Annotated in this window: 26 protein-coding genes; 7 read left to right on the forward strand and 19 right to left on the reverse strand. The window is 70.8% G+C overall.

The annotated features are described in order from the left end of the window. Positions 1–8 precede the first annotated feature (8 nt). From nuoK to AB0N90_RS28980, 11 genes are read right to left on the reverse strand one after another with little or no spacing between them, the layout of a single operon-like run. Entirely contained in the window at positions 9–308 is a 300-nt protein-coding gene (gene nuoK / locus AB0N90_RS28930) for an NADH-quinone oxidoreductase subunit NuoK (RefSeq protein ID WP_037658575.1), read from the reverse strand. Next, on the reverse strand, positions 305–1,147 hold the full coding sequence (locus AB0N90_RS28935; RefSeq protein ID WP_136100171.1) for an NADH-quinone oxidoreductase subunit J: 843 nt from the start codon (positions 1,145–1,147) through the stop codon (positions 305–307). Before AB0N90_RS28935 ends, nuoK begins: the two co-directional genes overlap by 4 nt. Continuing rightward, positions 1,144–1,788: an NADH-quinone oxidoreductase subunit NuoI gene (nuoI, locus tag AB0N90_RS28940; protein ID WP_365201583.1), complete on the reverse strand. Its 645-nt coding sequence runs from the start codon at positions 1,786–1,788 to the stop codon at positions 1,144–1,146. Before nuoI ends, AB0N90_RS28935 begins: the two co-directional genes overlap by 4 nt. Next, the gene (nuoH, locus tag AB0N90_RS28945) at positions 1,781–3,157 is read right to left on the reverse strand and encodes an NADH-quinone oxidoreductase subunit NuoH (protein WP_365201586.1); all 1,377 of its coding nucleotides are present in this window, start codon (positions 3,155–3,157) and stop codon (positions 1,781–1,783) included. Before nuoH ends, nuoI begins: the two co-directional genes overlap by 8 nt. After that, complete coding sequence (locus AB0N90_RS28950) at positions 3,154–5,658, reverse strand: NADH-quinone oxidoreductase subunit G (protein WP_365201588.1); 2,505 nt, start codon at positions 5,656–5,658, stop codon at positions 3,154–3,156. The genes nuoH and AB0N90_RS28950 overlap by 4 nt, the downstream gene beginning before the upstream one ends. Beyond that, positions 5,655–7,004 carry an NADH-quinone oxidoreductase subunit NuoF gene (nuoF, locus tag AB0N90_RS28955; RefSeq protein ID WP_365201590.1) on the reverse strand — a complete coding sequence of 450 codons (1,350 nt, stop codon included), beginning with the start codon at positions 7,002–7,004 and terminating at the stop codon, positions 5,655–5,657. Before nuoF ends, AB0N90_RS28950 begins: the two co-directional genes overlap by 4 nt. After that, on the reverse strand, positions 7,001–7,783 hold the full coding sequence (gene nuoE, locus AB0N90_RS28960) for an NADH-quinone oxidoreductase subunit NuoE (RefSeq protein WP_365201593.1): 783 nt from the start codon (positions 7,781–7,783) through the stop codon (positions 7,001–7,003). Before nuoE ends, nuoF begins: the two co-directional genes overlap by 4 nt. Then, complete coding sequence (locus AB0N90_RS28965) at positions 7,780–9,102, reverse strand: NADH-quinone oxidoreductase subunit D (RefSeq protein WP_136100176.1); 1,323 nt, start codon at positions 9,100–9,102, stop codon at positions 7,780–7,782. The genes nuoE and AB0N90_RS28965 overlap by 4 nt, the downstream gene beginning before the upstream one ends. Continuing rightward, complete coding sequence (locus tag AB0N90_RS28970; RefSeq protein WP_365201596.1) at positions 9,099–9,857, reverse strand: NADH-quinone oxidoreductase subunit C; 759 nt, start codon at positions 9,855–9,857, stop codon at positions 9,099–9,101. The genes AB0N90_RS28965 and AB0N90_RS28970 overlap by 4 nt, the downstream gene beginning before the upstream one ends. Further along, the gene (locus tag AB0N90_RS28975) at positions 9,854–10,408 is read right to left on the reverse strand and encodes an NADH-quinone oxidoreductase subunit B family protein (protein WP_009190037.1); all 555 of its coding nucleotides are present in this window, start codon (positions 10,406–10,408) and stop codon (positions 9,854–9,856) included. The genes AB0N90_RS28970 and AB0N90_RS28975 overlap by 4 nt, the downstream gene beginning before the upstream one ends. Before the next feature lie 15 nt (positions 10,409–10,423). Then, a complete protein-coding gene (locus tag AB0N90_RS28980; RefSeq protein WP_030494815.1) occupies positions 10,424–10,783 on the reverse strand; it encodes an NADH-quinone oxidoreductase subunit A in 360 nt (119 codons plus the stop codon). A gap of 704 nt (positions 10,784–11,487) precedes the next feature. Here AB0N90_RS28980 and AB0N90_RS28985 point away from each other — a divergent pair. Next, positions 11,488–12,318, forward strand: coding sequence for an NlpC/P60 family protein (locus AB0N90_RS28985; protein WP_365201598.1), 831 nt, complete (start codon positions 11,488–11,490; stop codon positions 12,316–12,318). A 152-nt stretch (positions 12,319–12,470) separates the two neighbouring features. Next, positions 12,471–13,094: a peptide deformylase gene (def, locus tag AB0N90_RS28990; protein WP_365201601.1), complete on the forward strand. Its 624-nt coding sequence runs from the start codon at positions 12,471–12,473 to the stop codon at positions 13,092–13,094. On the opposite strand, the gene AB0N90_RS28995 is transcribed toward def, so the two are convergent. Further along, the gene (locus AB0N90_RS28995) at positions 13,095–14,378 is read right to left on the reverse strand and encodes a geranylgeranyl reductase family protein (protein ID WP_365201604.1); all 1,284 of its coding nucleotides are present in this window, start codon (positions 14,376–14,378) and stop codon (positions 13,095–13,097) included. Between the two features lie 97 nt (positions 14,379–14,475). On the opposite strand from AB0N90_RS28995, the gene AB0N90_RS29000 reads away from it, so the two are divergent. Further along, the gene (locus AB0N90_RS29000; protein WP_365201606.1) at positions 14,476–15,006 is read left to right on the forward strand and encodes a GNAT family N-acetyltransferase; all 531 of its coding nucleotides are present in this window, start codon (positions 14,476–14,478) and stop codon (positions 15,004–15,006) included. 109 nt (positions 15,007–15,115) lie between these two features. Next, entirely contained in the window at positions 15,116–15,424 is a 309-nt protein-coding gene (locus AB0N90_RS29005) for a PASTA domain-containing protein (protein WP_365201609.1), read from the forward strand. A 31-nt stretch (positions 15,425–15,455) separates the two neighbouring features. On the opposite strand, the gene AB0N90_RS29010 is transcribed toward AB0N90_RS29005, so the two are convergent. From AB0N90_RS29010 to AB0N90_RS29040, 7 genes are all read right to left on the reverse strand, one after another. Continuing rightward, complete coding sequence (locus AB0N90_RS29010) at positions 15,456–16,148, reverse strand: demethylmenaquinone methyltransferase (RefSeq protein WP_361683190.1); 693 nt, start codon at positions 16,146–16,148, stop codon at positions 15,456–15,458. 155 nt (positions 16,149–16,303) lie between these two features. Continuing rightward, complete coding sequence (locus tag AB0N90_RS29015) at positions 16,304–16,906, reverse strand: hypothetical protein (RefSeq protein ID WP_365201612.1); 603 nt, start codon at positions 16,904–16,906, stop codon at positions 16,304–16,306. Positions 16,907–16,913: 7 nt separating this feature from the next. Beyond that, positions 16,914–18,113, reverse strand: a complete 1,200-nt coding sequence (mqnC, locus tag AB0N90_RS29020; protein WP_361683194.1) for a cyclic dehypoxanthinyl futalosine synthase — start codon at positions 18,111–18,113, stop codon at positions 16,914–16,916. A 44-nt stretch (positions 18,114–18,157) separates the two neighbouring features. Continuing rightward, entirely contained in the window at positions 18,158–18,880 is a 723-nt protein-coding gene (locus tag AB0N90_RS29025; RefSeq protein ID WP_365201614.1) for an A24 family peptidase, read from the reverse strand. Next, positions 18,877–19,380, reverse strand: a complete 504-nt coding sequence (locus tag AB0N90_RS29030) for a nuclear transport factor 2 family protein (protein WP_365201616.1) — start codon at positions 19,378–19,380, stop codon at positions 18,877–18,879. Before AB0N90_RS29030 ends, AB0N90_RS29025 begins: the two co-directional genes overlap by 4 nt. Positions 19,381–19,423: 43 nt before the next feature. After that, positions 19,424–21,262 carry a protein kinase gene (locus AB0N90_RS29035; protein ID WP_365201618.1) on the reverse strand — a complete coding sequence of 613 codons (1,839 nt, stop codon included), beginning with the start codon at positions 21,260–21,262 and terminating at the stop codon, positions 19,424–19,426. A 42-nt stretch (positions 21,263–21,304) separates the two neighbouring features. Beyond that, complete coding sequence (locus tag AB0N90_RS29040; protein ID WP_085566044.1) at positions 21,305–22,153, reverse strand: menaquinone biosynthetic enzyme MqnA/MqnD family protein; 849 nt, start codon at positions 22,151–22,153, stop codon at positions 21,305–21,307. Between the two features lie 287 nt (positions 22,154–22,440). Between AB0N90_RS29040 and AB0N90_RS29045 the strand changes: the two genes are divergently transcribed. The 3 genes from AB0N90_RS29045 (at position 22,441) to AB0N90_RS29055 (ending at position 23,816) form a co-directional block, all read left to right on the forward strand. After that, positions 22,441–22,644, forward strand: a complete 204-nt coding sequence (locus AB0N90_RS29045) for a cold-shock protein (RefSeq protein ID WP_003992177.1) — start codon at positions 22,441–22,443, stop codon at positions 22,642–22,644. 151 nt (positions 22,645–22,795) lie between these two features. Beyond that, positions 22,796–23,464 carry a class I SAM-dependent methyltransferase gene (locus AB0N90_RS29050; protein WP_365201621.1) on the forward strand — a complete coding sequence of 223 codons (669 nt, stop codon included), beginning with the start codon at positions 22,796–22,798 and terminating at the stop codon, positions 23,462–23,464. Between the two features lie 172 nt (positions 23,465–23,636). Continuing rightward, complete coding sequence (locus AB0N90_RS29055; protein WP_085566043.1) at positions 23,637–23,816, forward strand: hypothetical protein; 180 nt, start codon at positions 23,637–23,639, stop codon at positions 23,814–23,816. Positions 23,817–24,105: the final 289 nt, after the last annotated feature.

Genomic DNA, 24,105 nt, shown 5'->3' on the forward strand with positions numbered 1-24,105 from the left:
CCGACCCCTTACAGCTTCATCAGGCTGGCGTCGTCGACCGAGGCCGAGTGGCGGGTACGGAACAGCGACACGATGATCGCGAGGCCCACCACGACCTCCGCGGCGGCGACGACCATCGTGAAGAAGGCGATGACCTGGCCGTCGAGGTTGCCGTGCAGCCGGGAGAAGGTGACGAACGCGAGATTGCAGGCGTTCAGCATCAGCTCGATGCACATGAAGACCACGATGGCGTTGCGCCGGATCAGTACGCCGGTGGCGCCGATCGTGAACAACAGGCCCGCGAGATACAGATAGTTGACCGGGTTCACTTCGACGCCTCCTCGGGCCGCTTGAACGTCTCCGGTTCGATCGGCGTCCGCTCCAGGCGCTCCGTGGAACGCTGTTCCAGCGCCCGCAGATCGTTGATGGCCTCCGTGGACACGTCCCGGATCTGGCCGCGTTCGCGCAGGGTCTTGCTGACGGTCAGCTCGGAGGGGGTGCCGTCGGGGAGCAGACCCGCGATGTCCACCGCGTTGTGCCGGGCGTAGACACCCGGGGCGGGCAGCGGCGGCAGGTGCTTGCCCTCGCGGACGCGCTGTTCGGCCAGCTCGCGCTGGGTCTTGGCGCGCTCGGTGCGCTCCCGGTGGGTGAGCACCATGGCGCCGACGGCGGCCGTGATCAGCAGGGCGCCGGTGATCTCGAAGGCGAAGACGTACTTGGTGAAGATGAGGGCGGCGAGGCCCTCCACATTGCCGTTGGCGTTCGCCTGGCCGGTGCCCGCGAAGTCCTTCAGGGAGGCGTTGGCGATCCCGGCGAGCAGCAGCACGCCGAAGCCGACCCCGCACAGCAGGGCCAGCCAGCGCTGGCCCTTGATGGTCTCCTTCAGCGAGTCCGCGGCGGTGACGCCGACGAGCATCACCACGAACAGGAACAGCATCATGATCGCGCCGGTGTAGACGACGATCTGGACGACGCCCAGGAAGTAGGCGCCGTTGGCGAGGTAGAACACCGCCAGGACGATCATGGTCCCGGCGAGGCTGAGCGCGCTGTGCACGGCCTTCTTCATGAAGACGGTGCACAGGGCGCCGATCACCGCGACGGTGCCGAGGACCCAGAACTGGAAGGCCTCACCGGTGGAGGTCGTATAGGCGGCGAGCTGCGCGCTCATGCGTCCACCTCCTGGTCCGCTGCCTTGTCCGCGCCGGAGGCCCCGGAGCCCTCGGCGCCCTCGGCCTCCTCGCCCTTGGAGACGGCGGCCTGGCGGACCGTGCCGGGCGCGGCCTGGGTGACCAGGCCCCGGTAGTAGTCCTCCTCGGTGGTGCCCGGGAAGATGGAGTGCGGCGCCTCGACCATGCCCTCGTCGAGGCCGGCCAGCAGCTGCTCCTTGGTGTAGATGAGGTTCGCGCGGCTGGAGTCGGCCAGTTCGAACTCATTGGTCATCGTCAGCGCGCGGGTGGGGCACGCCTCGATGCACAGCCCGCACAGGATGCAGCGGGCGTAGTTGATCTGGTAGACGCGGCCGTAGCGCTCGCCCGGCGAGTAGCGTTCCTCGTCGGTGTTGTCGGCGCCCTCCACATAGATGGCGTCGGCGGGGCAGGCCCAGGCGCACAGCTCGCAGCCGACGCACTTCTCCAGGCCGTCCGGATGGCGGTTGAGCTGGTGCCGTCCGTGGAAGCGGGGAGCGGTGGTCTTCTTCTGCTCCGGGTACTGCTCGGTGAGCCGCTTCTTGAACATGGCCTTGAAGGTCACGCCGAAGCCGGCCACGGGGTTCTGGAAACCGGGCTTGGTCTCCTTGGGTTCCTCAGCCATCGGACGCCTCCTTTCCATCCGTGGATCCCTCTGGCGATCCGTCACTCAAAGTGTCGGGCCCACCACTGACAATCAGCTCCCGCTCCCGCCCCGAGCGGCGCCTGGGCACCGGCGGCAGCTCCTGTCCGGGCAGCGGCGGCACCGGGAATCCGCCCGCCATCGGGTCGAACCCGGCCTGGTCCGCGGCCGCTTGCTCGACCGCCTGCGCCTTCTCGCGGAAGATGTCGACGACGAAGGAGATCAGCAGCAGGGCGAGCACCCCGCCGCCCACGTAGAGGGCGATGTCGGCGAAGCCGTAGTGCTCGTTGCGCAGCGCCCGTACGGACGCGACGAGCATCAGCCAGGTCACCGAGACCGGGATCAGGACCTTCCAGCCGAGCTTCATCAGCTGGTCGTAGCGGACCCGGGGCAGGGTGCCGCGCAGCCAGATGAAGAAGAACAGCAGCAGCTGCACCTTGATGACGAACCAGAGCATCGGCCACCAGCCGTGGTTGGCGCCCGCCCAGAAGGTGCTGATCGGCCAGGGGGCCCGCCAGCCGCCGAGGAAGAGGGTGGTGGAGACGGCGGAGACCGTCACCATGTTCACGTACTCGGCGAGCATGAACATCGCGAACTTGATGGACGAGTACTCGGTGTTGAAACCGCCCACCAGGTCGCCCTCGGACTCCGGCATGTCGAAGGGGGCGCGGTTGGTCTCGCCGACCATGGTGACGATGTAGAGGAGGAAGGAGACCGGCAGCAGCAGGATGTACCAGCGGTCGTGCTGCTGGGCCACGATCGTCGACGTCGACATGGAGCCCGAGTAGAGGAACACCGAGGCGAACGCGGCGCCCATGGCGATCTCGTAGGAGATCATCTGCGCGCAGGAGCGCAGACCGCCGAGCAGCGGATACGTGGAGCCGGAGCTCCAGCCCGCGAGGACGATGCCGTAGATGCCGACCGAGGCGACCGCGAGGATGTAGAGCATCGCGATCGGCAGGTCGGTGAGCTGCATCGTCGTACGGGTGCCGAAGATGGAGATCTCGTGGTCGGCGGGGCCGAACGGGATCACCGCGATCGCCATGAAGGCCGGGATGGCCGCCACGATCGGTGCGAGGACGTAGACCACCTTGTCCGCGCGGCGGACGATCAGGTCCTCCTTGAGCATCAGTTTCACACCGTCGGCGAGCGACTGGAGCATGCCCCAGGGGCCGTGCCGGTTGGGTCCGATGCGCAGCTGCATCCAGGCGACGACCTTGCGCTCCCAGACGATGGAGAACAGCACGGTCACCATCAGGAAGGCGAAGCAGAAGACCGCCTTGACGACGACCAGCCACCAGGGGTCGCGGCCGAACATCGAGAGGTCTTCAGCGGCGAGGTACGGGCTCATGCCTCCACCTCCTTGGGGGCCGCCTCGGCGGGGGCCGCCGGGCCGATGCGGACGAGATTGCCGGGCTGTGCCCCGGTGTCGGAGGCGACACCGCCGCCGCCGGAGTTCAGCGGGAGCCAGACCACCCGGTCGGGCATCTCACCGATCTGGAGCGGGAGTTCGACGGTGCCGGCGGGGCCGGTGACGGCGAGGAACTCGCCCTCCGCGACCCCCGCCTCGGCGGCCGTGGCGGCCGAGAGCCGGGCCCGGGCGGCGCGCCGGGTGCCGGCCAGCGCCTCGTCGCCCTCCTGGAGCAGACCCTGGTCGAGCAGCAGCCGGTGGCCCGCCAGTACGGCCTCCCCGGCGGCCGGGCGCGGTACGGCGCCCGCGGCCTCCCGGGGCTCGGTGGCGTACGGCCCGTCCCAGGAGCCGAGCCGGTCGATCTCCGCGCGGATGGTGCGCAGGTCCGGCAGCCCCAGATGGACGTCCATGGCGTCGGCCAGCATGTGCAGCACCCGGGCATCGGTCGGGGCCAGCCGGCGGGTCATCTGCTCCGGCTTGAGCGCGGCCTCGAAGGAGCGCACCCTGCCCTCCCAGTCGAGGAAGGAGCCCGCCTTCTCGGCGACCGCGGCCACCGGCAGGACGACATCGGCGCGTTCGGTGACCTCGCTGGGCCGCAGCTCCAGCGAGACCAGGAAGCCGACCTGGTCCAGCGCCTCGCGGGCGCGGGCCGGGTCGGGCAGGTCGGCGACCTCGACGCCCGCGACCACCAGGGCCGCCAGCCCGCCGTCCGCGGCGGCCTCGACGATCCGCTCGGTGTCGCGGCCGTAGCCCAGCGGCAGTTCGGACAGGCCCCAGGCACCGGCCACCTCGGCGCGGGCGCGCGGGTCGGTCGCGGGGCGGCCGCCCGGCAGCAGCGCGGGCAGCGCGCCGACCTCCAGGGCGCCGCGCTCCCCGGCCCGGCGCGGGATCCACACCAGCCGGGCGCCGGTCGCGGTCGCGGCCCGTACGGCGGCGGTGAACCCGCCGGTGACCGAGGCCAGCCGCTCGCCGACGACGATGACGGCGCCCTCGCCGCGCAGCGCCTCGGCGGCCCGGGTGCCGGGGGCCTCCAGGCCGACGCCGCTCGCGAGCGCGTCCAGCCACTCGGTCTCGGTGCCGGGCGCGGCAGGCAGCAGGGTGCCGCCCGCCTTCTGCAGGCCCCGGGTCGCGTGGGTGGCCAGCGAGAACACCAGCTGCTTGTGCTTGCGCCAGGCCTTGCGCAGCCGCAGGAAGACGCCGGGGGCCTCCTCCTCCGCCTCGAAGCCGACGAGGAGCACGGCGGGCGCCTTCTCCAGCGCGCCGTACGTGACCCCCGTACCCTCCAGGTCACGTCCGCGGCCCGCGACGGTGGCGGCGAGGAAGCCCGCCTCCTCGGCGCTGTGCACCCGCGCGCGGAAATCGATGTCGTTGGTGTCCAGGGCGACCCGCGCGAACTTGCTGTACGCGTAGGCGTCCTCGACGGTCAGCCGGCCGCCGGTCAGGACGGCGGCCCGGGAGCGGGCGGCGCTCAGACCGCGGGCGGCGGCCTCCAGCGCCTCCGGCCAGGACGCGGGCTCCAGGGCGCCGTCGGCGCCGCGCACCAGCGGGGTGTCGAGGCGGTCCTTGAGCTGGGCGTAGCGGAAGCCGAAGCGCCCCTTGTCGCAGATCCACTCCTCGTTGACCTCGGGGTCGTTGGCCGCGAGCCGCCGCATGACCTTGCCGCGCCGGTGGTCGGTGCGGGTGGCGCAGCCGCCCGCGCAGTGCTCGCACACCGAGGGCGAGGAGACCAGGTCGAAGGGGCGGGAGCGGAAGCGGTACGCCGCCGAGGTGAGCGCTCCCACCGGGCAGATCTGGATGGTGTTCCCGGAGAAGTACGACTCGAACGGGTCGCCCTCGCCGGTGCCGACCTGCTGGAGCGCGCCCCGCTCGATCAGCTCGATCATCGGGTCGCCCGCGATCTGGTTGGAGAACCGGGTGCAGCGCGCGCACAGCACGCAGCGCTCGCGGTCCAGCAGCACCTGGCTGGAGATCGCGACCGGCTTCTCGTAGGTGCGCTTGCGGCCCTCGAAGCGGGACTCGGCGTTGCCGTGCGACATGGCCTGGTTCTGCAGCGGGCACTCGCCGCCCTTGTCGCAGACCGGGCAGTCCAGCGGGTGGTTGATGAGCAGCAGCTCCATCACACCGTGCTGGGCCTTCTCGGCGACCGGGGAGGTCAGCTGGGTGCGCACCACCATGCCGTCGGTGCAGGTGATGGTGCAGGAGGCCATCGGCTTGCGCTGGCCCTCCACCTCCACGATGCACTGCCGGCAGGCGCCGGCCGGGTCGAGCAGCGGGTGGTCGCAGAAGCGGGGGATCTCGATGCCGAGCTGTTCGGCGGCCCGGATGACCAGGGTGCCCTTGGGCACGCTGATCTCGATGCCGTCGATCGTCAGCGCGACGAGGTCTTCCGGCGGGAGGGCCGCCTCTCCGCCACCCGCGGGAGCGTTGGTGGTCACGGTCATGCGTTCACCTCCGGGCGGTCCGCCCAGGCCGTCGACTTGGCCGGGTCGAAGGGGCAGCCCCGGCCCGTGATGTGCTGCTCGTACTCCTCGCGGAAGTACTTCAGCGAGGAGAAGATCGGGGAGGCCGCGCCGTCGCCGAGGGCGCAGAAGGACTTGCCGTTGATGTTGTCGGCGATGTCCGCGAGCTTGTCCAGGTCGGACCTGGCGCCCTTGCCGGCCTCGATGTCCCGCAGCAACTGCACCAGCCAGTACGTCCCTTCGCGGCAGGGTGTGCACTTGCCGCAGGACTCATGGGCGTAGAACTCGGTCCAGCGGGTGACCGCGCGGACCACGCAGGTGGTCTCGTCGAAGCACTGCAGGGCCTTGGTGCCGAGCATGGAGCCGGCGGTGCCGACGCCCTCGTAGTCGAGCGGCACATCGAGGTGTTCGGCGGTGAACATCGGGGTGGAGGAGCCGCCCGGCGTCCAGAACTTCAGCCGGTGGCCCGCGCGCATCCCGCCGCTCATCTCCAGGAGCTGGCGCAGGGTGATGCCGAGCGGTGCCTCGTACTGGCCGGGGCTCGTGACATGCCCGCTGAGCGAGTAGAGCGTGAAGCCCGGGGACTTCTCGCTGCCCATCGCCCTGAACCACTCTTTCCCGTTCTTCAGGATCGCGGGAACCGAGGCGATGGACTCGACGTTGTTCACCACAGTGGGGCAGGCGTACAGCCCCTCGACGGCGGGGAAGGGGGGACGCAGCCGCGGCTGGCCGCGGCGGCCTTCGAGCGAGTCGAGCAGCGCGGTCTCCTCGCCGCAGATGTACGCGCCGGCCCCGGCGTGCACGGTGAGTTCGAGGTTCAGACCGCTGCCGAGGATGTCCTCGCCGAGGAAGCCGGCCGCGTAGGCCTCGCGGACGGCCTCGTGCAACCGCCGCAGGACCGGGACCACTTCACCCCGGAGGTAGATGAAGGCATGCGAGGACCGGATGGCGTAGCACGCGATCACGATGCCCTCGATGAGGCTGTGCGGGTTCGCGTACAGGAGCGGGATGTCCTTGCAGGTGCCCGGCTCCGACTCGTCGGCGTTGACGACGAGATAGTGCGGCTTGCCGTCGCCCTGCGGGATGAACTGCCACTTCATGCCGGTCGGGAAGCCTGCGCCGCCGCGGCCGCGCAGCCCGGATTCCTTGACGTAGGCGATCAGGTCGTCGGGCGACATGGCGAGGGCCTTGCGCAGCCCCTCGTACCCTTCGTGCCGCCGGTAGACGTCCAGGGACCAGGAGCGGTCCTCGTCCCAGAAGGCCGACAGCACGGGTGCCAGCAGCTTCTCGGGGCTGGAGTCCTTGAGTTCGGCTGCCACGCTCATCACTCCCCCTCCTCTTCGGCCCGGCGCAAGGACGGCCCGTCCTGGGGTTCCTGGCTGCGGGGATGGACCACGCGCGGGGGTGCGGACTCGCCCTTGGCCAGGCGCAGGCCGACCAGCGAGGCGGGTCCGGCGCTGCCGCCCTCCTCGACGGCTCCGGGCCGCTCGTCCGGGAAGCCGGCCAGGATCCGGGCGGTCTCCTTGAAGGTGCACATCCGCGCGCCGCGGGTGGGCCGTACCTCCCGGCCCGCGCGCAGGTCGTCCACCAGGTCCCGGGCGCTGCCGGGCGTCTGGTCGTCGAAGAACTCCCAGTTGACCATCACGACCGGCGCGAAGTCGCAGGCCGCGTTGCACTCGATGTGCTCCAGGGTGACCTTGCCGTCGTCGGTGGTCTCCCCGTTGCCCACGCCCAGGTGTTCCTGGAGGGACTCGAAGATCGCGTCGCCGCCCATCACCGCGCACAGGGTGTTGGTGCACACCCCGACCTGGTAGTCGCCGGAGGGCCGGCGCCGGTACATGGTGTAGAAGGTGGCCACCGCGGTGACCTCGGCGGTGGTCAGGCCGAGCGTCTCCGCGCAGAACCGCATTCCGGTGCGCGTGACATGGCCCTCCTCGGACTGCACGAGGTGGAGCAGCGGCAGCAGGGCGGAGCGGGAGTCCGGGTAGCGCGCCACGATCTCGCGCGCGTCCGCCGCGAGGCGTTCCCGTACGTCGTCCGGGTAGGCGGGCGCGGGCGGTTCGGGCATGCCCAGGCTGACGCCGTGCTCCGAAGAAGAGGTGGTCACCGGTCGACGCCTCCCATCACGGGGTCGATGGACGCGACGGCGACGATCACGTCGGCGACCTGGCCGCCCTCGCACATCGCCGCCATGGCCTGAAGATTGGTGAAGGACGGGTCGCGGAAGTGGACCCGGTAGGGGCGGGTGCCGCCGTCGGAGACCGCGTGCACCCCGAGTTCGCCCTTGGGGGACTCGACGGCCGCGTACGCCTGGCCCGGCGGGACCCGGAAGCCCTCGGTGACCAGCTTGAAGTGGTGGATCAGGGCCTCCATGGAGGTGCCCATGATCTTCTTGATGTGGTCGAGGGAGTTGCCGAGTCCGTCCGGGCCGAGGGCCAGCTGGGCGGGCCAGGCGATCTTCTTGTCGGCGACCATGACCGGGCCGGGCGCCAGCCGGTCCAGGCACTGCTCGATGATCCCGAGCGACTGGCGCATCTCCTCCAGGCGGATCAGGAAGCGGCCGTAGGCGTCGCAGCTGTCGGCGGTGGGGACCTCGAAGTCGTACGTCTCGTAGTCGCAGTACGGCTGGGTCTTGCGCAGGTCGTGCGGCAGGCCGGTGGCGCGCAGGATCGGGCCGGTCGCGCCGAGTGCCATGCAGCCGGCCAGGTCGAGATAGCCGATGTCGCCCATGCGGGCCTTGAAGATGGGGTTCCCGGTGGCGAGTTTGTCGTACTCCGGGATGTTTCGGCGCATCTTCTTGACGAACTCGCGGATCTGGTCGACCGCGCCGGGCGGCAGGTCCTGGGCGAGTCCGCCGGGGCGGATGTACGCGTGGTTCATCCGCAGGCCGGTGATCAGTTCATAGAGGTCGAGAATCATTTCACGATCGCGGAAGCCGTAGATCATGATCGTGGTCGCGCCCAGTTCCATGCCGCCGGTGGCGATGCACACCAGGTGGGAGGACATCCGGTTCAGCTCCATCAGGAGCACCCGGATGATCTTGGCGCGGTCGGTGATGTCGTCCTCGACGCCGAGGAGCTTCTCGACGGCGAGGCAGTAGGCGGTCTCGTTGAAGAAGGACGTCAGGTAATCCATGCGCGTGACGAAGGTGGTGCCCTGCGTCCAGGTGCGGAATTCGAGGTTCTTCTCGATGCCGGTGTGCAGATAGCCGATGCCGCAGCGGGCCTCGGTGACCGTCTCGCCGTCGATCTCCAGGATCAGCCGGAGCACCCCGTGGGTGGAGGGGTGCTGGGGACCCATGTTGACGACGATGCGCTCGTCGTCGGAGCGGGCCGCCGACTGGACGACCTCGTCCCAGTCGCCACCGGTGACCGTGTAGACGGTGCCCTCGGTGGTTTCGCGTGCCGATGCGGACTCAGTGCTCACGAGTACGACCTCCGCTGGTCCGGAGCCGGGATCTGGGCGCCCTTGTACTCGACGGGGATGCCGCCGAGCGGGTAGTCCTTGCGCTGCGGGTGGCCCTGCCAGTCGTCCGGCATCATGATCCGCGTCAGGGCCGGGTGGCCGTCGAAGACGATCCCGAAGAAGTCGTACGTCTCGCGCTCGTGCCAGTCGTTGGTGGGATAGACGGGCACCAGGGACGGGATGTGCGGGTCGGCGTCCGGGGCGCTGACCTCCAGGCGGATCAGCCGGTTGTGGGTGATCGAGCGCAGGTGGTAGACGGCGTGCAGCTCGCGGCCCTTGTCGCCCGGGTAGTGCACGCCGCTGACGCCGGTGCACAGTTCGAAGCGCAGGGCGGGGTCGTCGCGCAGGGTGCGGGCGACCCGCGGCAGGTGCTCGCGCTCGATGTGGAAGGTGAGTTCGCCGCGGTCGACGACCGTCTTCTCGATGGCGTTGTCCGGCAGCAGGCCCTGTTCCTCCAGGGCGCCCTCCAGCTCGTCGGCGACCTCGTCGAACCAGCCGCCGTAGGGCCGGCTCGCCGGTCCGGGCAGCCGGACCGAGCGGACCAGGCCCCCGTAGCCGGAGGTGTCGCCGCCGTTGTTCGCGCCGAACATGCCGCGCTGGACGCGGATCTCCTCGCCGCCCTGGCCGCGCTGGCCGGGGAGGTTGGAGGCGGAGAGGTCCTTCTCGGGGTTCACCCCGTTCGCCCCGTCGCCGTGGGTGCCGTTCGCGTCGCTCACCGCAGCAGCCCCTTCATCTCGATGGTGGGCAGGGCCTTGAGCGCCGCCTCCTCCGCCTCGCGGGCCGCTTCCTCGGCGTTCACCCCGAGCTTGGTGGACTGGATCTTCTGGTGGAGCTTGAGGATCGCGTCCATCAGCATCTCGGGCCGGGGCGGGCAGCCGGGGAGATAGATGTCGACCGGGACGATGTGGTCGACGCCCTGGACGATCGCGTAGTTGTTGAACATGCCGCCCGAGGAGGCGCAGACGCCCATGGAGATCACCCACTTGGGATTGGGCATCTGGTCGTAGACCTGCCGCAGGACCGGCGCCATCTTCTGGCTGACCCGGCCGGCCACGATCATCAGGTCCGCCTGGCGCGGTGAGCCGCGGAACACCTCCATGCCGAAGCGCGCCAGGTCGTAACGGCCGGCGCCGGTGGTCATCATCTCGATGGCACAGCAGGCCAGGCCGAAGGTGGCCGGGAAGACGGATGCCTTGCGCACCCAGCCCGCGGCCTGTTCCACGGTGGTCAGCAGGAAGCCGCTCGGCAGCTTTTCTTCGAGTCCCATGTCTTATATGGCCCCTCAGTCCCATTCCAGGCCGCCGCGCCGCCATACGTACGCGTACGCGACGAAGACGGTGAGCACGAAGAGCAACATCTCCACGAGCCCGAAAAGCCCCAGGGCGTCGAAGGTGACGGCCCAGGGGTAGAGGAAGACGATCTCGATGTCGAAGACGATGAAGAGCATCGCCGTCAGGTAGTACTTGATGGGGAAGCGCCCGCCGCCGGCCGGCGTGGGGGTCGGCTCGATGCCGCACTCGTAGGCTTCGAGCTTGGCGCGGTTGTACCGCTTCGGACCGATCAGCGTGGCCATGACCACGGAGAAGATCGCAAAGCCTGCCCCGAGGGCTCCCAGTACGAGGATGGGCGCATAAGCGTTCACCGCTCCTCGCTCCTCTCAGTCGGCACTGACTGCTGGCGGTTCGCTGGGCCGATGAAGATCGAGAACATGTGAAGCAGGTCACAAGCCCAACTGCTCCGCATCCTATGCCCGCCGATCTGTGATCTGCGACACGGGGTATTCCACAAGCTTTGTGATCTCCACCACCTGACGAAGGATCATGAAGTCGGATGATGGCTGATCTTCATACACGAAGCGTTCAGTTGATCACCAGAAGTGACAATTTCGCCCGTCACCGCAGGCCAAAGAGGTCGTCTCAATATCAAGAGAGTTCGCCTGCATGCAAATTGGCGCTGGGCACCCGATCTTGATAGTGGATCCCGTTCACACATCAGGGGGAGCCGGAAGGTGCGGTGTGGACGGACGGGAACGCGCGTGCGCGCGTTCACGAGCACCCCACGCGCGGGACGCCGGCCTCCCGGCGAGCGTTCCGTGACCTCGGTCACAGTCACAGCAGCCTCTCAGGGACCGGGGTTGGCCAACCACATCAACCGGTGGTAAGCGCGGGGCAATTCGGACGTAATGATCAAAGACCGTGATCAAGGGCTTGATCACGGGCGTCCGCAATGTCCGTTACGGCGTCAATAAAGGGCGACACGCCCGGGGTTTGAGGTCTCGATCGTGCAACTGTGGCGCAGCACACGTTTCTTGAAGATACGAAGGAGCCCCTGATACCGGTTGTTCTCATGTCCCACACCGCTCACATACGCAGCCACCGGAAGCCCCGCCGCAGCGCGTCGTCCCTCGCGATGCGGGCCGGAGTTGCCGGTGGCGTCCTCAGCACCCTGGCAGTCGCCGGGGCCGCCGGTTCGGCCAACGCGGCCGAGCCGGTGACGCAGACCCTCGAACTGCCCACCCTGACGGCCGATCTGGCCACGCAGGCCGCTCAGTCCGCGGACGCCACCCAGCAGGCCGCGGCGAACTACCAGCTCCAGGCCGAGCGCGACGCGGCCGCCGCGAAGGCCGCGAAGCAGGCCAAGGCGGACCTCGCCGACGCCAAGCAGAAGGCCGCCGACGCCAAGAAGAAGGCCGAGGAGGCCGCCCGCAAGGACGCCGCCGAGCGCGCCTCGCGCAGCACGACCCGGATCGCCCTCACGGCCGACGACACCTCCGGCTCCACCTCTGCGAGCACCGGCACCAGCACCGGCTCCTCCACGGCCACCGGTTCCGCCGCGGCCGTCATCAGCTTCGTCAAGGCGCAGCTGGGCAAGGCGTACGTCTCCGGCGCCACCGGCCCCTCCGCCTACGACTGCTCGGGCCTGGTGCAGACCGCCTTCAAGCAGGTCGGCGTGAGCCTGCCGCGCGTCTCGCAGGACCAGTCGACCGCCGGCACCCAGGTCTCGCTGAGCAACCTCCAGCCGGGCGACATCCTGTACTGGGGCAGCGCGGGCAGCGCGTACCACGTCGCGGTGTACGTGGGCGACGGCATGTTCGTCGGCGCGCAGAACCCGTCCTCCGGCGTCTCGGAGCACCCGCTGTCGTACGACCAGCCGACGGGTGCCGTGCGCGTACTCTGAGGTATCCCGTACCGTTTCGCATACTTGAGGGGCGTTTCGCACCTCACGCAGGGCCGCAGCCGCTCGGGGGCAGCGGCCCTGCGGCGTTCCCTGGCATGCTCGGGCCGGACCGCCGCACGGCGGTTTCGTCCACGAGTGAAGGAGAAGACGCGATGCCACGCGTGTTCGTACAGGGCGCCCCTGTCGCCGAGTTCCCCCGGTACGCCCCCGAGGCCGGGCGCGGCGCGGTGCGCAGGATCACCGAGGTCGGCGAGGCGGTGCTGCACAAGCCGTGCCGGGACGTCACGGAGTTCGGGCCCGACCTCGCGGCGCTCATCGACGACATGTTCCGCACGATGTACGTCGCCGAGGGCGCCGGGCTCGCGGCGAATCAGGTCGGGGTCGATCTGCGCCTTTTCGTGTACGACTGCCCCGATGACGACGGAAACCGGCATGTCGGACACATCGTCAACCCTGTGCTGGAAACGCCACTCGGCGGGCGGCGGCTGCTGGACGAGGGCGAGGGCTGTCTGTCGGTGCCGGGCGCGGTGATGGCACTGCCCAGGCCGGACCGGGCGCTGGTGCGCGGCCGGGACCGGGACGGCAATCCGCTGGAGGTCGAGGGCACGGGCTACTTCGCCCGGTGCCTCGCGCACGAGACGGATCACACCAACGGGTACATCTACCTCGACCGGTTGACCAAGCGGGAGAAAAAGGACGCGCTGCGGCAGATGGGAGACCGGCGGGAGGAGGTTTACGCCCGCCGGTCCGCCCAAGAGGCCGCGCTCAGCGCCTGATCACGCCTTCGGGGTCACCTTCGTCAGGCCGTTGATGATCCGGTCCATCGCGTCGCCGCCCGTGGGATCGGTCAGGTTGGCCAGGAGTTTCAGGGTGAACTTCATCAGAACCGGGTGGGTCAGGCCGCGCTGGGCGGCGATCTGCATGACCTTGGGGTTGCCGATGAGCTTCACGAAGGCGCGGCCGAGGTTGTAGTAGCCGCCGTAGGTGTCCTTGAGGACGCGCGGGTAGCGCTGGAGGGCGATCTCCCGCTGGGCCGGCGTCGCCCGCGCGTGCGCCTGGACGATGACGTCAGCGGCGATCTGGCCGGACTCCATGGCGTAGGCGATGCCCTCGCCGTTGAAGGGGTTCACCAGGCCGCCGGCGTCGCCGACCAGCAGCAGGCCCTTGGTGTAGTGCGGCTGCCGGTTGAAGGCCATCGGCAGCGCGGCGCCGCGGATCGGCCCGGTCATGTTCTCGGGGGTGTAGCCCCAGTCCTTGGGCATGGACGCGCACCAGGCCTTGAGGATCTCGCGCCAGTCCAGTTCCTTGAAGGCGGCGGAGGTGTTGAGGACGCCGAGGCCGACGTTGGACGTGCCGTCGCCCATGCCGAAGATCCAGCCGTAGCCGGGCAGCAGCCGCTCCTGCGAGCCGCGCCGGTCCCACAGCTCCAGCCAGGACTCCAGGTAGTCGTCGTCATGGCGGGGCGAGGTGAAGTACGTGCGCACCGCGACGCCCATCGGACGGTCCTCGCGGCGGTGCAGGCCCATCGCGAGGGACAGCCGGGTGGAGTTGCCGTCGGCCGCGACGACGAGCGGCGCGCGATAGCCGACCTCGCGCTTCTCCTCGCCGACCTTGGCCGTCACCCCGGTGATGCGGCCGGTGCGCTCGTCCACGATCGGCCCGGAGACATTGCAGCGCTCGTACAGCCGCGCGCCCGCCTTCTGCGCGTTTCGGGCCAGGATCTCGTCGAAGTCGTCGCGCTTGCGCACGAGTCCGTAGTTCGGGTACGCCGCGAGGTCCGGCCAGTCCAGCTGGAGGCGGGAGCCGCCGCCGATGATGCGCAGGCCCTTGTTGCGCAGCCAGCCGGCCTCCCCGGAGATGTCGATGCCCATGGCGACGAGCTGCTTGACCGCGCGGGGCGTGAGGCCGTCACCGCACACCTTCTCGCGCGGGAACTCCGTCTTCTCCAGGAGGAGTACGTCGAGACCGGCCTTGGCCAGGTGGTACGCGGTCGCGGAGCCGGCTGGGCCCGCGCCGACGACGATCACATCGGCGGAGTGGTCGGAGAGGGGCTCGGTCACGGCGGGATCTCCCCAAGTTCGAAATCTGCGTGCCGACGGGCACTGGACATGGGCAGTCTATTCAGCGGAATAGATCACCCGGCTGAAGGGCTGCCCTGTGAACCGACCTCTTCCCGCACCGCGGCTGCGCGTTCCCACCCATGAGGACGCCCTGGCCTGGCACCGGGTGTTCGCCGATCCCGAGGTGATGGAGTTCCACGGCGGCAAGCCCGCCCCGCTGTCCGTGTACGAGGAACTGACCGCGCGCCAGCGGCGGCACGACGCCGAACGGGGCTTCTGCCTCTGGACGATCCTGGACGAGTCCGACGAGGTCCTCGGCTTCACCGGCGCCCAGCCCTGGCTGCCGCAGTGGGGTCCGGCGGGCGCGATAGAGATCGGCTGGCGGCTCGGGCGGGCGCACTGGGGCAAGGGGTACGTCACCGCCGCCGCGCGCGAGACCCTGCGGCGGGTACGGGAGGCGGGCGTACCGGAGGTGGTGGCGATGGTACGGCCGGGCAATGAGCGGTCCATCGCGGTGACCCGGCGCCTGGGCATGCGGGCCGCGGAGACGTACCCGCATCCGACGCTGGCCGAGGACGCGCTCTGCTTCCGCCTGGACCTCAACTGCCGTACCGATAACGCAGCGTAGCCATCTGTCACAGTACGACACCGGCGCCTTCCGGCCGGGAGGCGCCGGAGTTACCCTTCCAGTACCGCTGGGGGTGACATCTGTGCACACAACACCCAAAACACCCGATGTGCGTGTGCCGCGGCTGGTCGGTCTGATGGCCGTGGACGCGCGCGAGACCGCACGGGCCCGGGGGCTGTTCCTGACCGCGCCGGACCGCCCGGACTTCCACCGGGCGGTCGTGGACTACGTGGTACGCCAGTACCCGCCGCCCGGGGCGGAGGTGCCGGCGGACTCGGTGGTGTACGTGTGGTTCGACTTCGCGGAGGGCGAGGGCGGCGGAGGCGTGCGCGAACCACGCGTCCCCCGGCCGCCGACGGGCGGACTCCAGCGGGAACTGGGGGAACCGGGGGACGCGTTCGAGATGATCGGCCGGTGAGGCCTTGAGGGCTTGAGGGCGGTGCGGCGGCTCAGTCCTTGAAGCCGCGGTGCAGGGCGACGACGCCACCGGTGAGATTGCGCCAGGCGACCCTGGACCAGCCGGCCTCGCGGAGCCGTTCGGCGAGACCGGGCTGGTTCGGCCAGGCGCGGATGGACTCGGCGAGGTAGACGTAGGCGTCCGGGTTCGAGGACACGGCGCGGGCGACCGGGGGCAGGGCGCGCATCAGGTACTCGGTGTAGACGGTCCGGAAGGGCGTCCAGGTCGGGTGCGAGAACTCGCAGATCACGACGCGTCCGCCGGGCTTGGTGACGCGGTACATCTCGCGCAGCGCGGCGTCGAAGTCCTGCACATTGCGCAGGCCGAAGGAGATGGTCACGGCGTCGAAGGTGTCGTCCTTGAACGGCAGCTTCGTCGCGTCGCCCGCGGTGAACGGCAGCCAGGTGTGGCGCTTCTTGCCGACCTGGAGCATGCCGATCGAGAAGTCGCAGGGCACCACGTAGGCGCCGGTGCGGGCGAAGGGGAGGGAGGAGGTGGCGGTACCGGCGGCGAGGTCCAGGACCTTCTGCGCCGGGCGGGCGTCCACGGCCTGCGCGACTTCCTTGCGCCAGCGTCGGTCCTGTCCCAGGGACAGCACGTCATTGGTCAGGTCGTACCGTTCCGCCACGTTGTCGAACATCGAGGCGACTTCGTGCGGCTGCTTGTCCAGGGATGCGCGGGTCACTTGGCCATTGTCGCAGCAAGGTCCTGGCGGACGGCTTCGGGTGGGGCGTGCGGCGCCCCGTAAGGGGCGCGGGGCTGTGTCGATATGCGGCTGCGCCGTGTGGGCGCGATCAGCCGTATACGGCCCGCAGACGTTCGACGGCCCGAGCGACGCAGTCACCGGCGCCGATACAGCAGCCGACCCCGAATGACCGTCGCCACGCACGTCGACGCCCCCCGCTCCGCCAGCTCCCCCTCGTCCGCGACGTCGAACACGGCGAAGGACGCCACGGACCCCCGTTCCCGAGGCGCCGGTACCTCCGGCGGAACCCCGCACGCGAGGGGATCCAGGGACGGCACCCCGCCGGGACGCCCCGTACGGGGCAGCACGTCGAGCCCGGTGCGCCGTACCGCGTCCACCACCGCCGGACGGCCCAGCGCCCCCGCCACCGCCACCGTCCCGTGCGCCAGCATCCGCTGCACCCCGCGCCGCGCGCTCCCGCCCCACCGGACGTCGTCCGGCGCGAGACGGGCGAGCGCGTCGCCGAAGAGCGGCTCGGTGCCCAGCTCCCCGGCCTCCCGGGGGTCCGGGTGGTACGCCTCCTCCAGCAGCTCCGGGCCGTGGAGGTTGACGAACCCGGGCGTGAGGATCCCCGGCCAGCGCCGCACCCGCGCCCGCGGATACCCGTCGGCCAGTTCCCCCAGCACTCCCGTGCCCACGACCCGCTCCCCCTCGACGGCGAGCGCGTGCCCCCTGGAGTCGGCGTGAATCGTCAGCACGGCGCGCTCAGTTGGCGGAGAGCAGCTTCAGCTCGGGGTGCGCGGTGCCGCCCTCGATCGCCGTGGAGGAGATGTGCGAGACCACGCGGTCGTCGACCGGGTCGTTCGCCGGGTCCTCGTGCACGACCAGGTGCTCGTACGTCGTCGCGCGCTGCGCCGGCACCCGGCCCGCCTTGCGGATGAGGTCGATGATCTCCAGCCGGTTGGAGCGGTGCTTGGCGCCGGCCGAGGAGACCACGTTCTCCTCCAGCATGATCGAGCCGAGGTCGTCCGCGCCGTAGTGCAGGGACAGCTGGCCGACCTCCTTGCCCGTGGTGAGCCAGGAGCCCTGGATGTGCTGGACGTTGTCGAGGAACAGCCGGGCGATGGCGATCATCCGCAGGTACTCGAAGAGCGTCGCCTGCGTACGGCCCTTGAGGTGGTTGTTCTCGGGCTGGTACGTGTACGGGATGAACGCGCGGAAGCCGCCCGTGCGGTCCTGTACCTCGCGGATCATCCGCAGGTGCTCGATGCGCTCGGCGTTGGTCTCGCCGGTGCCCATCAGCATGGTGGAGGTGGACTCCACGCCCAGGTTGTGCGCGGTCTCCATGATCTCCAGCCAGCGCTCGCCGCTCTCCTTGAGCGGGGCGATGGCCTTGCGCGGCCGCTCGGGCAGCAGCTCCGCGCCCGCACCGGCGAACGAGTCGAGACCGGCCTCGTGGATCCGGGTGATGGCCTCCTCGACCGACACCTTGCTGATCCGGGCCATGTGCTCGACCTCGGACGCGCCCAGCGAGTGGATCACCAGCTGGGGGAAGGCGTCCTTGATGGCCTTGAAGTGCTTCTCGTAGTACTCGACGCCGTAGTCCGGGTGGTGGCCGCCCTGGAACATGATCTGGGTGCCGCCCAGCTCGACGGTCTCCGCGCAGCGGCGCAGGATGTCGTCGAGGTCGCGGGTCCAGCCCTTGGCCGTGTCCTTGGGTGCCGCGTAGAAGGCGCAGAACCGGCAGGCCGTGACACACACGTTCGTGTAGTTGATGTTGCGCTCGATGATGTACGTCGCGATGTGCTCGATACCGGCGTACTTACGGCGGCGCACCGCGTCGGCGGCCGCGCCCAGCGCGTGCAGCGGGGCGTCACGGTAGAGGGCGACGGCCTCTTCCGGGGTGATCCGCCCACCTGCGGCGGCACGGTCGAGGACGGACTGGAGGTCGGCCTTCTCGGTCACCGGGGCGTCCCTTTCGTCAAGGGTGATGGACGGACCGGACCAGCCTACGACAGCGCCGTATACGCGCCGATCAGCACCCCGACAAGGGTTCCGCCCAGCAGGAACGGCCCGAACGCGACGCCCGTCTTCCGCGAGGCCTTCCGTACGGCGACGAGCGCACCGCCGTACAGGGCCCCGGCCAGGACCGCGGCGAATGTGCCGAGCAGCACCACGGGCCAGCCGTACCACCCGAGCACGGCCCCCGCGCCGAGGGCCGACTTGGCGTCCCCGAGGCCCATTCCGCCCGGGTTCACCAGGTGCAGCACGGTGTATCCGGCGCCGAGCGCGAGGGCCCCGTACAGCGCGGTGGGCCAGTGCCCGGCGTGTCCGGGCAGCAGCGCGGCGAGCCCCAGCAGCGCGAGGGCGGCGGCGGCGAACGGCAGGGTCAGTACGTCGGGCAGCCGCCGCACCCGGACGTCGACCGCGCACAGCAGCACCCCCACCGGTGCGAGCGGCAGCCAGGCGAGCAGCTCGGGCCGGGGGCCGGTCGCGGCGGCGAGGGCGGCGCAGACCAGGGCGGTGAGGACGGGGAGGAGGAGGGAGGCGGGGGCCGGGCAGCCCGGGCACGCCGTACGCCCCAGCCACCCCCGGATCACGTGCCCGTCCGCGCACCGCTCGCGCCAGGGTTCGTCGTCCGGTACGGCGAACCGGAAGGCGGCCCTGGGCAGTACGGCCCCCGCCGCCGCACCCCAGCACGCGGCGACGGCCCACAGCAGCGCCTCGCTCATCCGGCTCGGCCCGCCCGGTGCCGGGCCGTGGGGGCCGGGGTGAAGTCGTCCGGCAGCCGGGGCGGCGGGCCCTGGGTCCACACCACGCGCAGGGCCGAGGCGGAGATCCGCCAGCCGTCGGCCGTCCTGACCAGTTCGGTGTCGGCGTGCCCGGCGGAGACGAAGACACCGCCCGAGCCGTCCGCGAGGACATGGGTGTTCAGCTGGGCGCCGCGGGCGGTGGCCCGGTCGCCGTCGATCTCGATGACGGCGTTGGTGCCCAGGTGCACGGTCCGGTCGAACAGGGCCATTCCCCGGCGGACATGGGCCAGCAGGGCGGGGCGCCCGTGGACGGTGCCGATGGGCATCTCCGCGGTGACGTCCTCGGTGTGGAACGCGCGCGCCCACTCCTCGTCGAAGTCCCCCTCGTCCAGGGAGCGCAGATAGCGGTCCATCAGGTCGGTGATCTCGGCGCGGTCGGTCAGGGCGCGCACCTGGCGCCGCAGCTCTTCGGTGTCCATGCCGGAAGGCTCCTCCCTCAAGCACTCTTGAGGTCAAGGCTGTTCAGCCGGTCTTCGTCAGCTCGGCCACCGGGTGGCCCTCCGACGCGCTCTCCGAGGTGTACTTCAAGTGGTCGCCGACCGGGGTCAGTTCGATCTGGTGGGGGGCGGGGTCGCAGCCGGGGTGGTTGTCCTTCGCGCCCACCGAGGTCGCGAGGAGCCGGGTCCCGGTGACCTTCTTCAGGGTGAGCAGGTCGGTGCAGACGGCGCCGATCTGGTCGGTCTGGCGCAGCTGCCCCAGGGACTCGCCCACCCGGGCCTGGTGGACGGTGACCCGGAAGGTGCCCATGGGCAGGGTGCCGCCGAGCCCGGTGGCCTCGCCCTCCCAGGTGCCGAGGTAGCGGGCCGGGACGGCACCGCCGGTGGGGGCACCGCCGGTGGTGGGGCTGCCGGTGGTGGGGCTGCCGGTGGTGGGGCTTCCGGTGGGCGCGGGGTCGCCGTCGCCGGGGGCGGGCCCGCCCGTCGTCGGGGCGGTCGAGGGGTGCGGGGCACTGCCCGCCTCGCTGGTGTGACCGCCGCCGGACCACGGGCGCAGCAGCGCGCCGACCCCGACGGTCCCGAGGGCGAGCGCCCCGGCGACCGCGAGCGCCACGGTGCAGCTGATCCGCCGCCCGCCGCCGTCCCCGCCCGGGGAGGCGCTGGCCGCCATGCTCACCGAGAGCTTCCCGGGCCGCCCTCCGTCCCCGTCCCCGCCCCCGTCCCGGGGTGCCGGAACGACGGTCGGGGCGCCGGGAGTCGCGGGGGCGTGGGTCGGCATCCCGGGCGCGGGGGCGTAGGCCGGTGGCGCGGGGAACCCGTGGGCGGGCGCCGACGCGGGCGGGAACCCGGACACCGGCGTCGCGGGTCCCTGCCCCATCACCGGCGCCGGCCCGAACACGCCCGCCCCTGCCCCGGTCCCGTCCACCGAGGGCCCGTCGAAGGCCACCGGCCCGGACCGGACCGAGTCCCCGGTGTCCAGGTTGAGCAGCTGCACCGCGCTCCTGCTGACCTGTTCGACCAGGGGCCCCGGCAGCCAGCCCCCGGCCATCAGGCGGGCCGCGCCCTCGGGGGCCAGTCGGTGGCCGGCCTCCGCCGGGGTGGGGCGGGCCGACGGGTCCTTCGCGAGGCAGGCCGCGGCGACGGACCGCAACTCACCGCTCAGCGATCCCAGTTCGGGTTCCTCGTGCACCACCTTGTACAGCAGCGCCGCCGAGGAGTCGCCCGGGAACGGGGCCTGTCCGGTGGCCGCGTACGTCAGCACCGCGCCGAGCGAGAAGACGTCCGCCGCCCCCAGGACGGCGGCGCCGAGGATCTGCTCGGGGGCCATGTAGCCGGGCGAGCCGACCGAGGCGCCGGTGGCCGTGAGGGACGCCGTCCCGTCGGTGGCCCGCGCGATGCCGAAGTCGATCAGCAGCGGGCCGTCCAGGGTCAGCAGCACGTTGGACGGCTTGACGTCCCGGTGCACCAGGCCCAGAGCATGGACCGCGGCCAGCGCCTCCGCGAGGCCCGCGGCGAGGGCTCGTACCGTGTGCTCGGGCAGCGGGCCCGCGTCGGTGACGGCCGCGGCGAGGGAGGGGCCCGCCGCATAGGCCGTGGCGACCCAGGGCACCGGCGCGTCCGGGTCCGCGTCGAGCACCGGCGCGGTCCAGGCGCCGCCGACCCGGCGCGCGGCCTCCACCTCGCGGCGGAACCGGGCCCGGAACTCCTCGTCCAGCGCGAACTGCGGGTGCACGATCTTTACCGCGACCGTGCGGCCCCCGGCGCTGCGCCCGAGGTAGACCCGGCCCATCCCGCCGGCCCCGAGCCGTCCCAGCAGCCGGTACGGCCCGACGGCCGCCGGTTCGTCCCCAGCGAGCGGCTGCACGGCCTCCACCTCTCCCCCGTAGACCCGACCGCAGCCTAGTGATTACGGGCGGAGCAGTTCCACCTTCACATCGGCGGGGAAGCCGGTCGTGGGGCCGACCCGGCGGGCGAACTCGGCGACCGCGGCCAGCTGGGCGTCGCCGAAGCTGAAGTCCAGGGTGGTGAAGTACTTGGCGAGCGTCTGCGCGTCGAACGCCTCCCAGTGGGCGGCCTGTTCGGCGACCTTGTCGACCTCCTCCAGGGAGATCTTCTTGGACTCCAGGAACGCCTGGTGCACCTGGTGGGTGATGAGCGGCTCGCGCTCCAGGTAGTCCCGCCGGGCCGCCCACACCGCGAAGACGAACGGCAGTCCCGTCCACTCCTTCCACAGCGTGCCCAGGTCGTGCACGTCGAGGCCGTAGCGCGGGCCGTCGTGCAGGTTGGCGCGCAGGGCCGCGTCGCCGATCAGTACGGCGGCGTCGGCCTCCCGCATCATCAGGCCGAGGTCGGGCGGGCAGGTGTAGTACTCGGGCTGGACGCCGTACCGCTCGCCGAGCAGGAGCTGGGCGAGGCGGACGGAGGTGCGGGAGGTGGAGCCGAGGGCGACCTTCGCGCCGTCCAGCTGCTCCAGCGGGACCTGCGAGACGATCACACAGGACATCACGGGGCCGTCGCAGCCCACGGCGATGTCGGGGAAGGCGACCAGGTCGTCCGAGTTCTTCAGGTACTCCACCAGGGTGACCGGGGCGACGTCGAGCTCCCCCTGGATCAACCGTTCGCTGAGCTTCTCCGGCGTGTCCTTGGTCAGCTGGAAGTCGAGGAGCGTGCCGGTTCTCGCGAGCCCCCAGTACAGGGGCAGGCAGTTCAGGAACTGGATGTGGCCGACGCGCGGCCGGGTGCGAGAAATGTCCACATCGCGGGACTCTAGCCCTCGGCTGGTACGGTGCTCGGACCGGCCCCGCCGTCAAACGGGTTACCGGCTTTCAAACATCCGAGTGAAGTGATCTTGCCCTCTATTGCTTTCGGCTGCCTGCATGCTAGGCTCGCCGCAAGTTGCAGTTTGGTTTCCCTTGCAGTACAGAGCCTGCGGAGCATGTGACCGCGGGCTCTCGTCGTTTTCAGACGAATGCAGTGGTGCAGCACGTTTTCGCACCGGCAGGTTCTGGAGCAGGGCAACCCTTTTGGGCCCAAGGAGGGCTTATGGCTACCGGAACCGTTAAGTGGTTCAACGCCGAAAAGGGCTTTGGCTTCATCGCCCAGGAGGGCGGCGGCCCCGACGTCTTCGTTCACTACTCCGCGATCAACGCCAGCGGCTTCCGCTCCCTTGAGGAGAACCAGCAGGTGTCCTTCGACGTGACGCAGGGCCCGAAGGGTCCGCAGGCGGAGAACGTCACCCCCGTCTGATCACTGCCTGATCGCAGAACCTGAGAGCAGTACCCAAGGAGCCCCGCGCCGTCTTCGGCAACGGGGCTCCTGCCTTTTCGCGGACGGTCCGCATACGGAACTATTTCTTCCGCGGTTCGCGATTCGTTCACGAACTACTACGTTTCGGGGCATGACCAAAACTCAGGACTCCCCGGACTTCCTGACCGCCACCCGCGACTTCTACGACACCGTCGCCGAGGACTACGCGGAGCACTTCGCCAATCCCCTCGCCGACAAGCCGCTGGAGCGCGCCCTGCTCGCCGCGTTCGCGGAGCAGGTGGGACCCGGAGCGGCCGTCGCGGACCTCGGCTGCGGTCCCGGCGCGGTCACCGGGCATCTCGCCGCCCTGGGCGTGGACGTCTTCGGTCTGGACCTCTCCGCCGCCATGCTGGCCGTGGCCCGCCGCGAGCATCCCGGGCTGCGGTTCGAGCAGGGCTCCATGCTGGACCTCCCGCTGCCCGACGGCGGTCTCGCCGGCGCCGTCTCCTGGTACTCCTCCATCCACACCCCCGACGAGCGGCTCCCAGAGCTGTTCGCCGAGCTGTACCGGGTCCTGGCCCCCGGCGGGCGGCTGCTGCTGGCGTTCCAGACCGGCACCGAGCCCCGCAGGCTGGAGAACCCCTGGGGGCACCCGGTCACGCTGGATTTCCGGCGGCGGCGCCCCGAGGACATGGTCCGGCTGCTGGCGGACGCGGGGTTCACCCTCGCGTTCCGTACCGTCCGCGAGCCCGACGACACGCTCGGCGAGGGTGTCGCACGGGTCGCACAAGCCTTCCTGGGCGTCTTCAAACCCGTCTGACACCCGCCCCGACACCCGTTCTGACCTGCGCAGCCGAGTAAGGGTCCCGACGGCCTCCCCGGCCCCGGTAACCGGCGGGGACGGCACAGGGACCGCTTCCCCCAAATATCGGTCGTGGCGCCGGGAGAGCCCGGCGACCGGAACCCGGTCCGTCTCTCACAAGGGGTTGCACATGCGTTCCATCGCACTGCGTACGAAGACGGCTCTGGCGGCCCTGGCGGGCGTGGGCGTCCTCGCCCTCGGCGCCGCCGCCGCGCTGCCCGGCACCGGGCTGCACCAGGCCGTGGTGCAGGGCGGCAACCACTCCGTCCAGGCCTCCGACGACCACGGTCCGGGCTTCGTCCGCTCCTGATCCCACGGAACAGCGCACGGCCGCCGCGGCACACCCCCACACTTCCCCCTCGCTCCCCCCACGCGAGCGCCCCTACGGCACCGGCCGGGTCCCCACCCACCGGTGCCGTCGCCGTATCCACCCGAACGACACGACCGGTACCGACGCCGCGTGGGACGGGGGCCGGGGATCACGGGCCGGGGACCGGGAGCTGGGGACCGGGAGCTGGGCACCGAGAACCGGGGACTGCGGGCCGGGAGTCAGGGACTGCGGGTCGGGAGCTGAGGATCGGGAGCTGAGGAGTGCGGGC

The sequence above is a fragment of the Streptomyces sp. NPDC093018 genome (assembly GCF_040684035.1).
Classification (GTDB): domain Bacteria; phylum Actinomycetota; class Actinomycetes; order Streptomycetales; family Streptomycetaceae; genus Streptomyces; species Streptomyces murinus.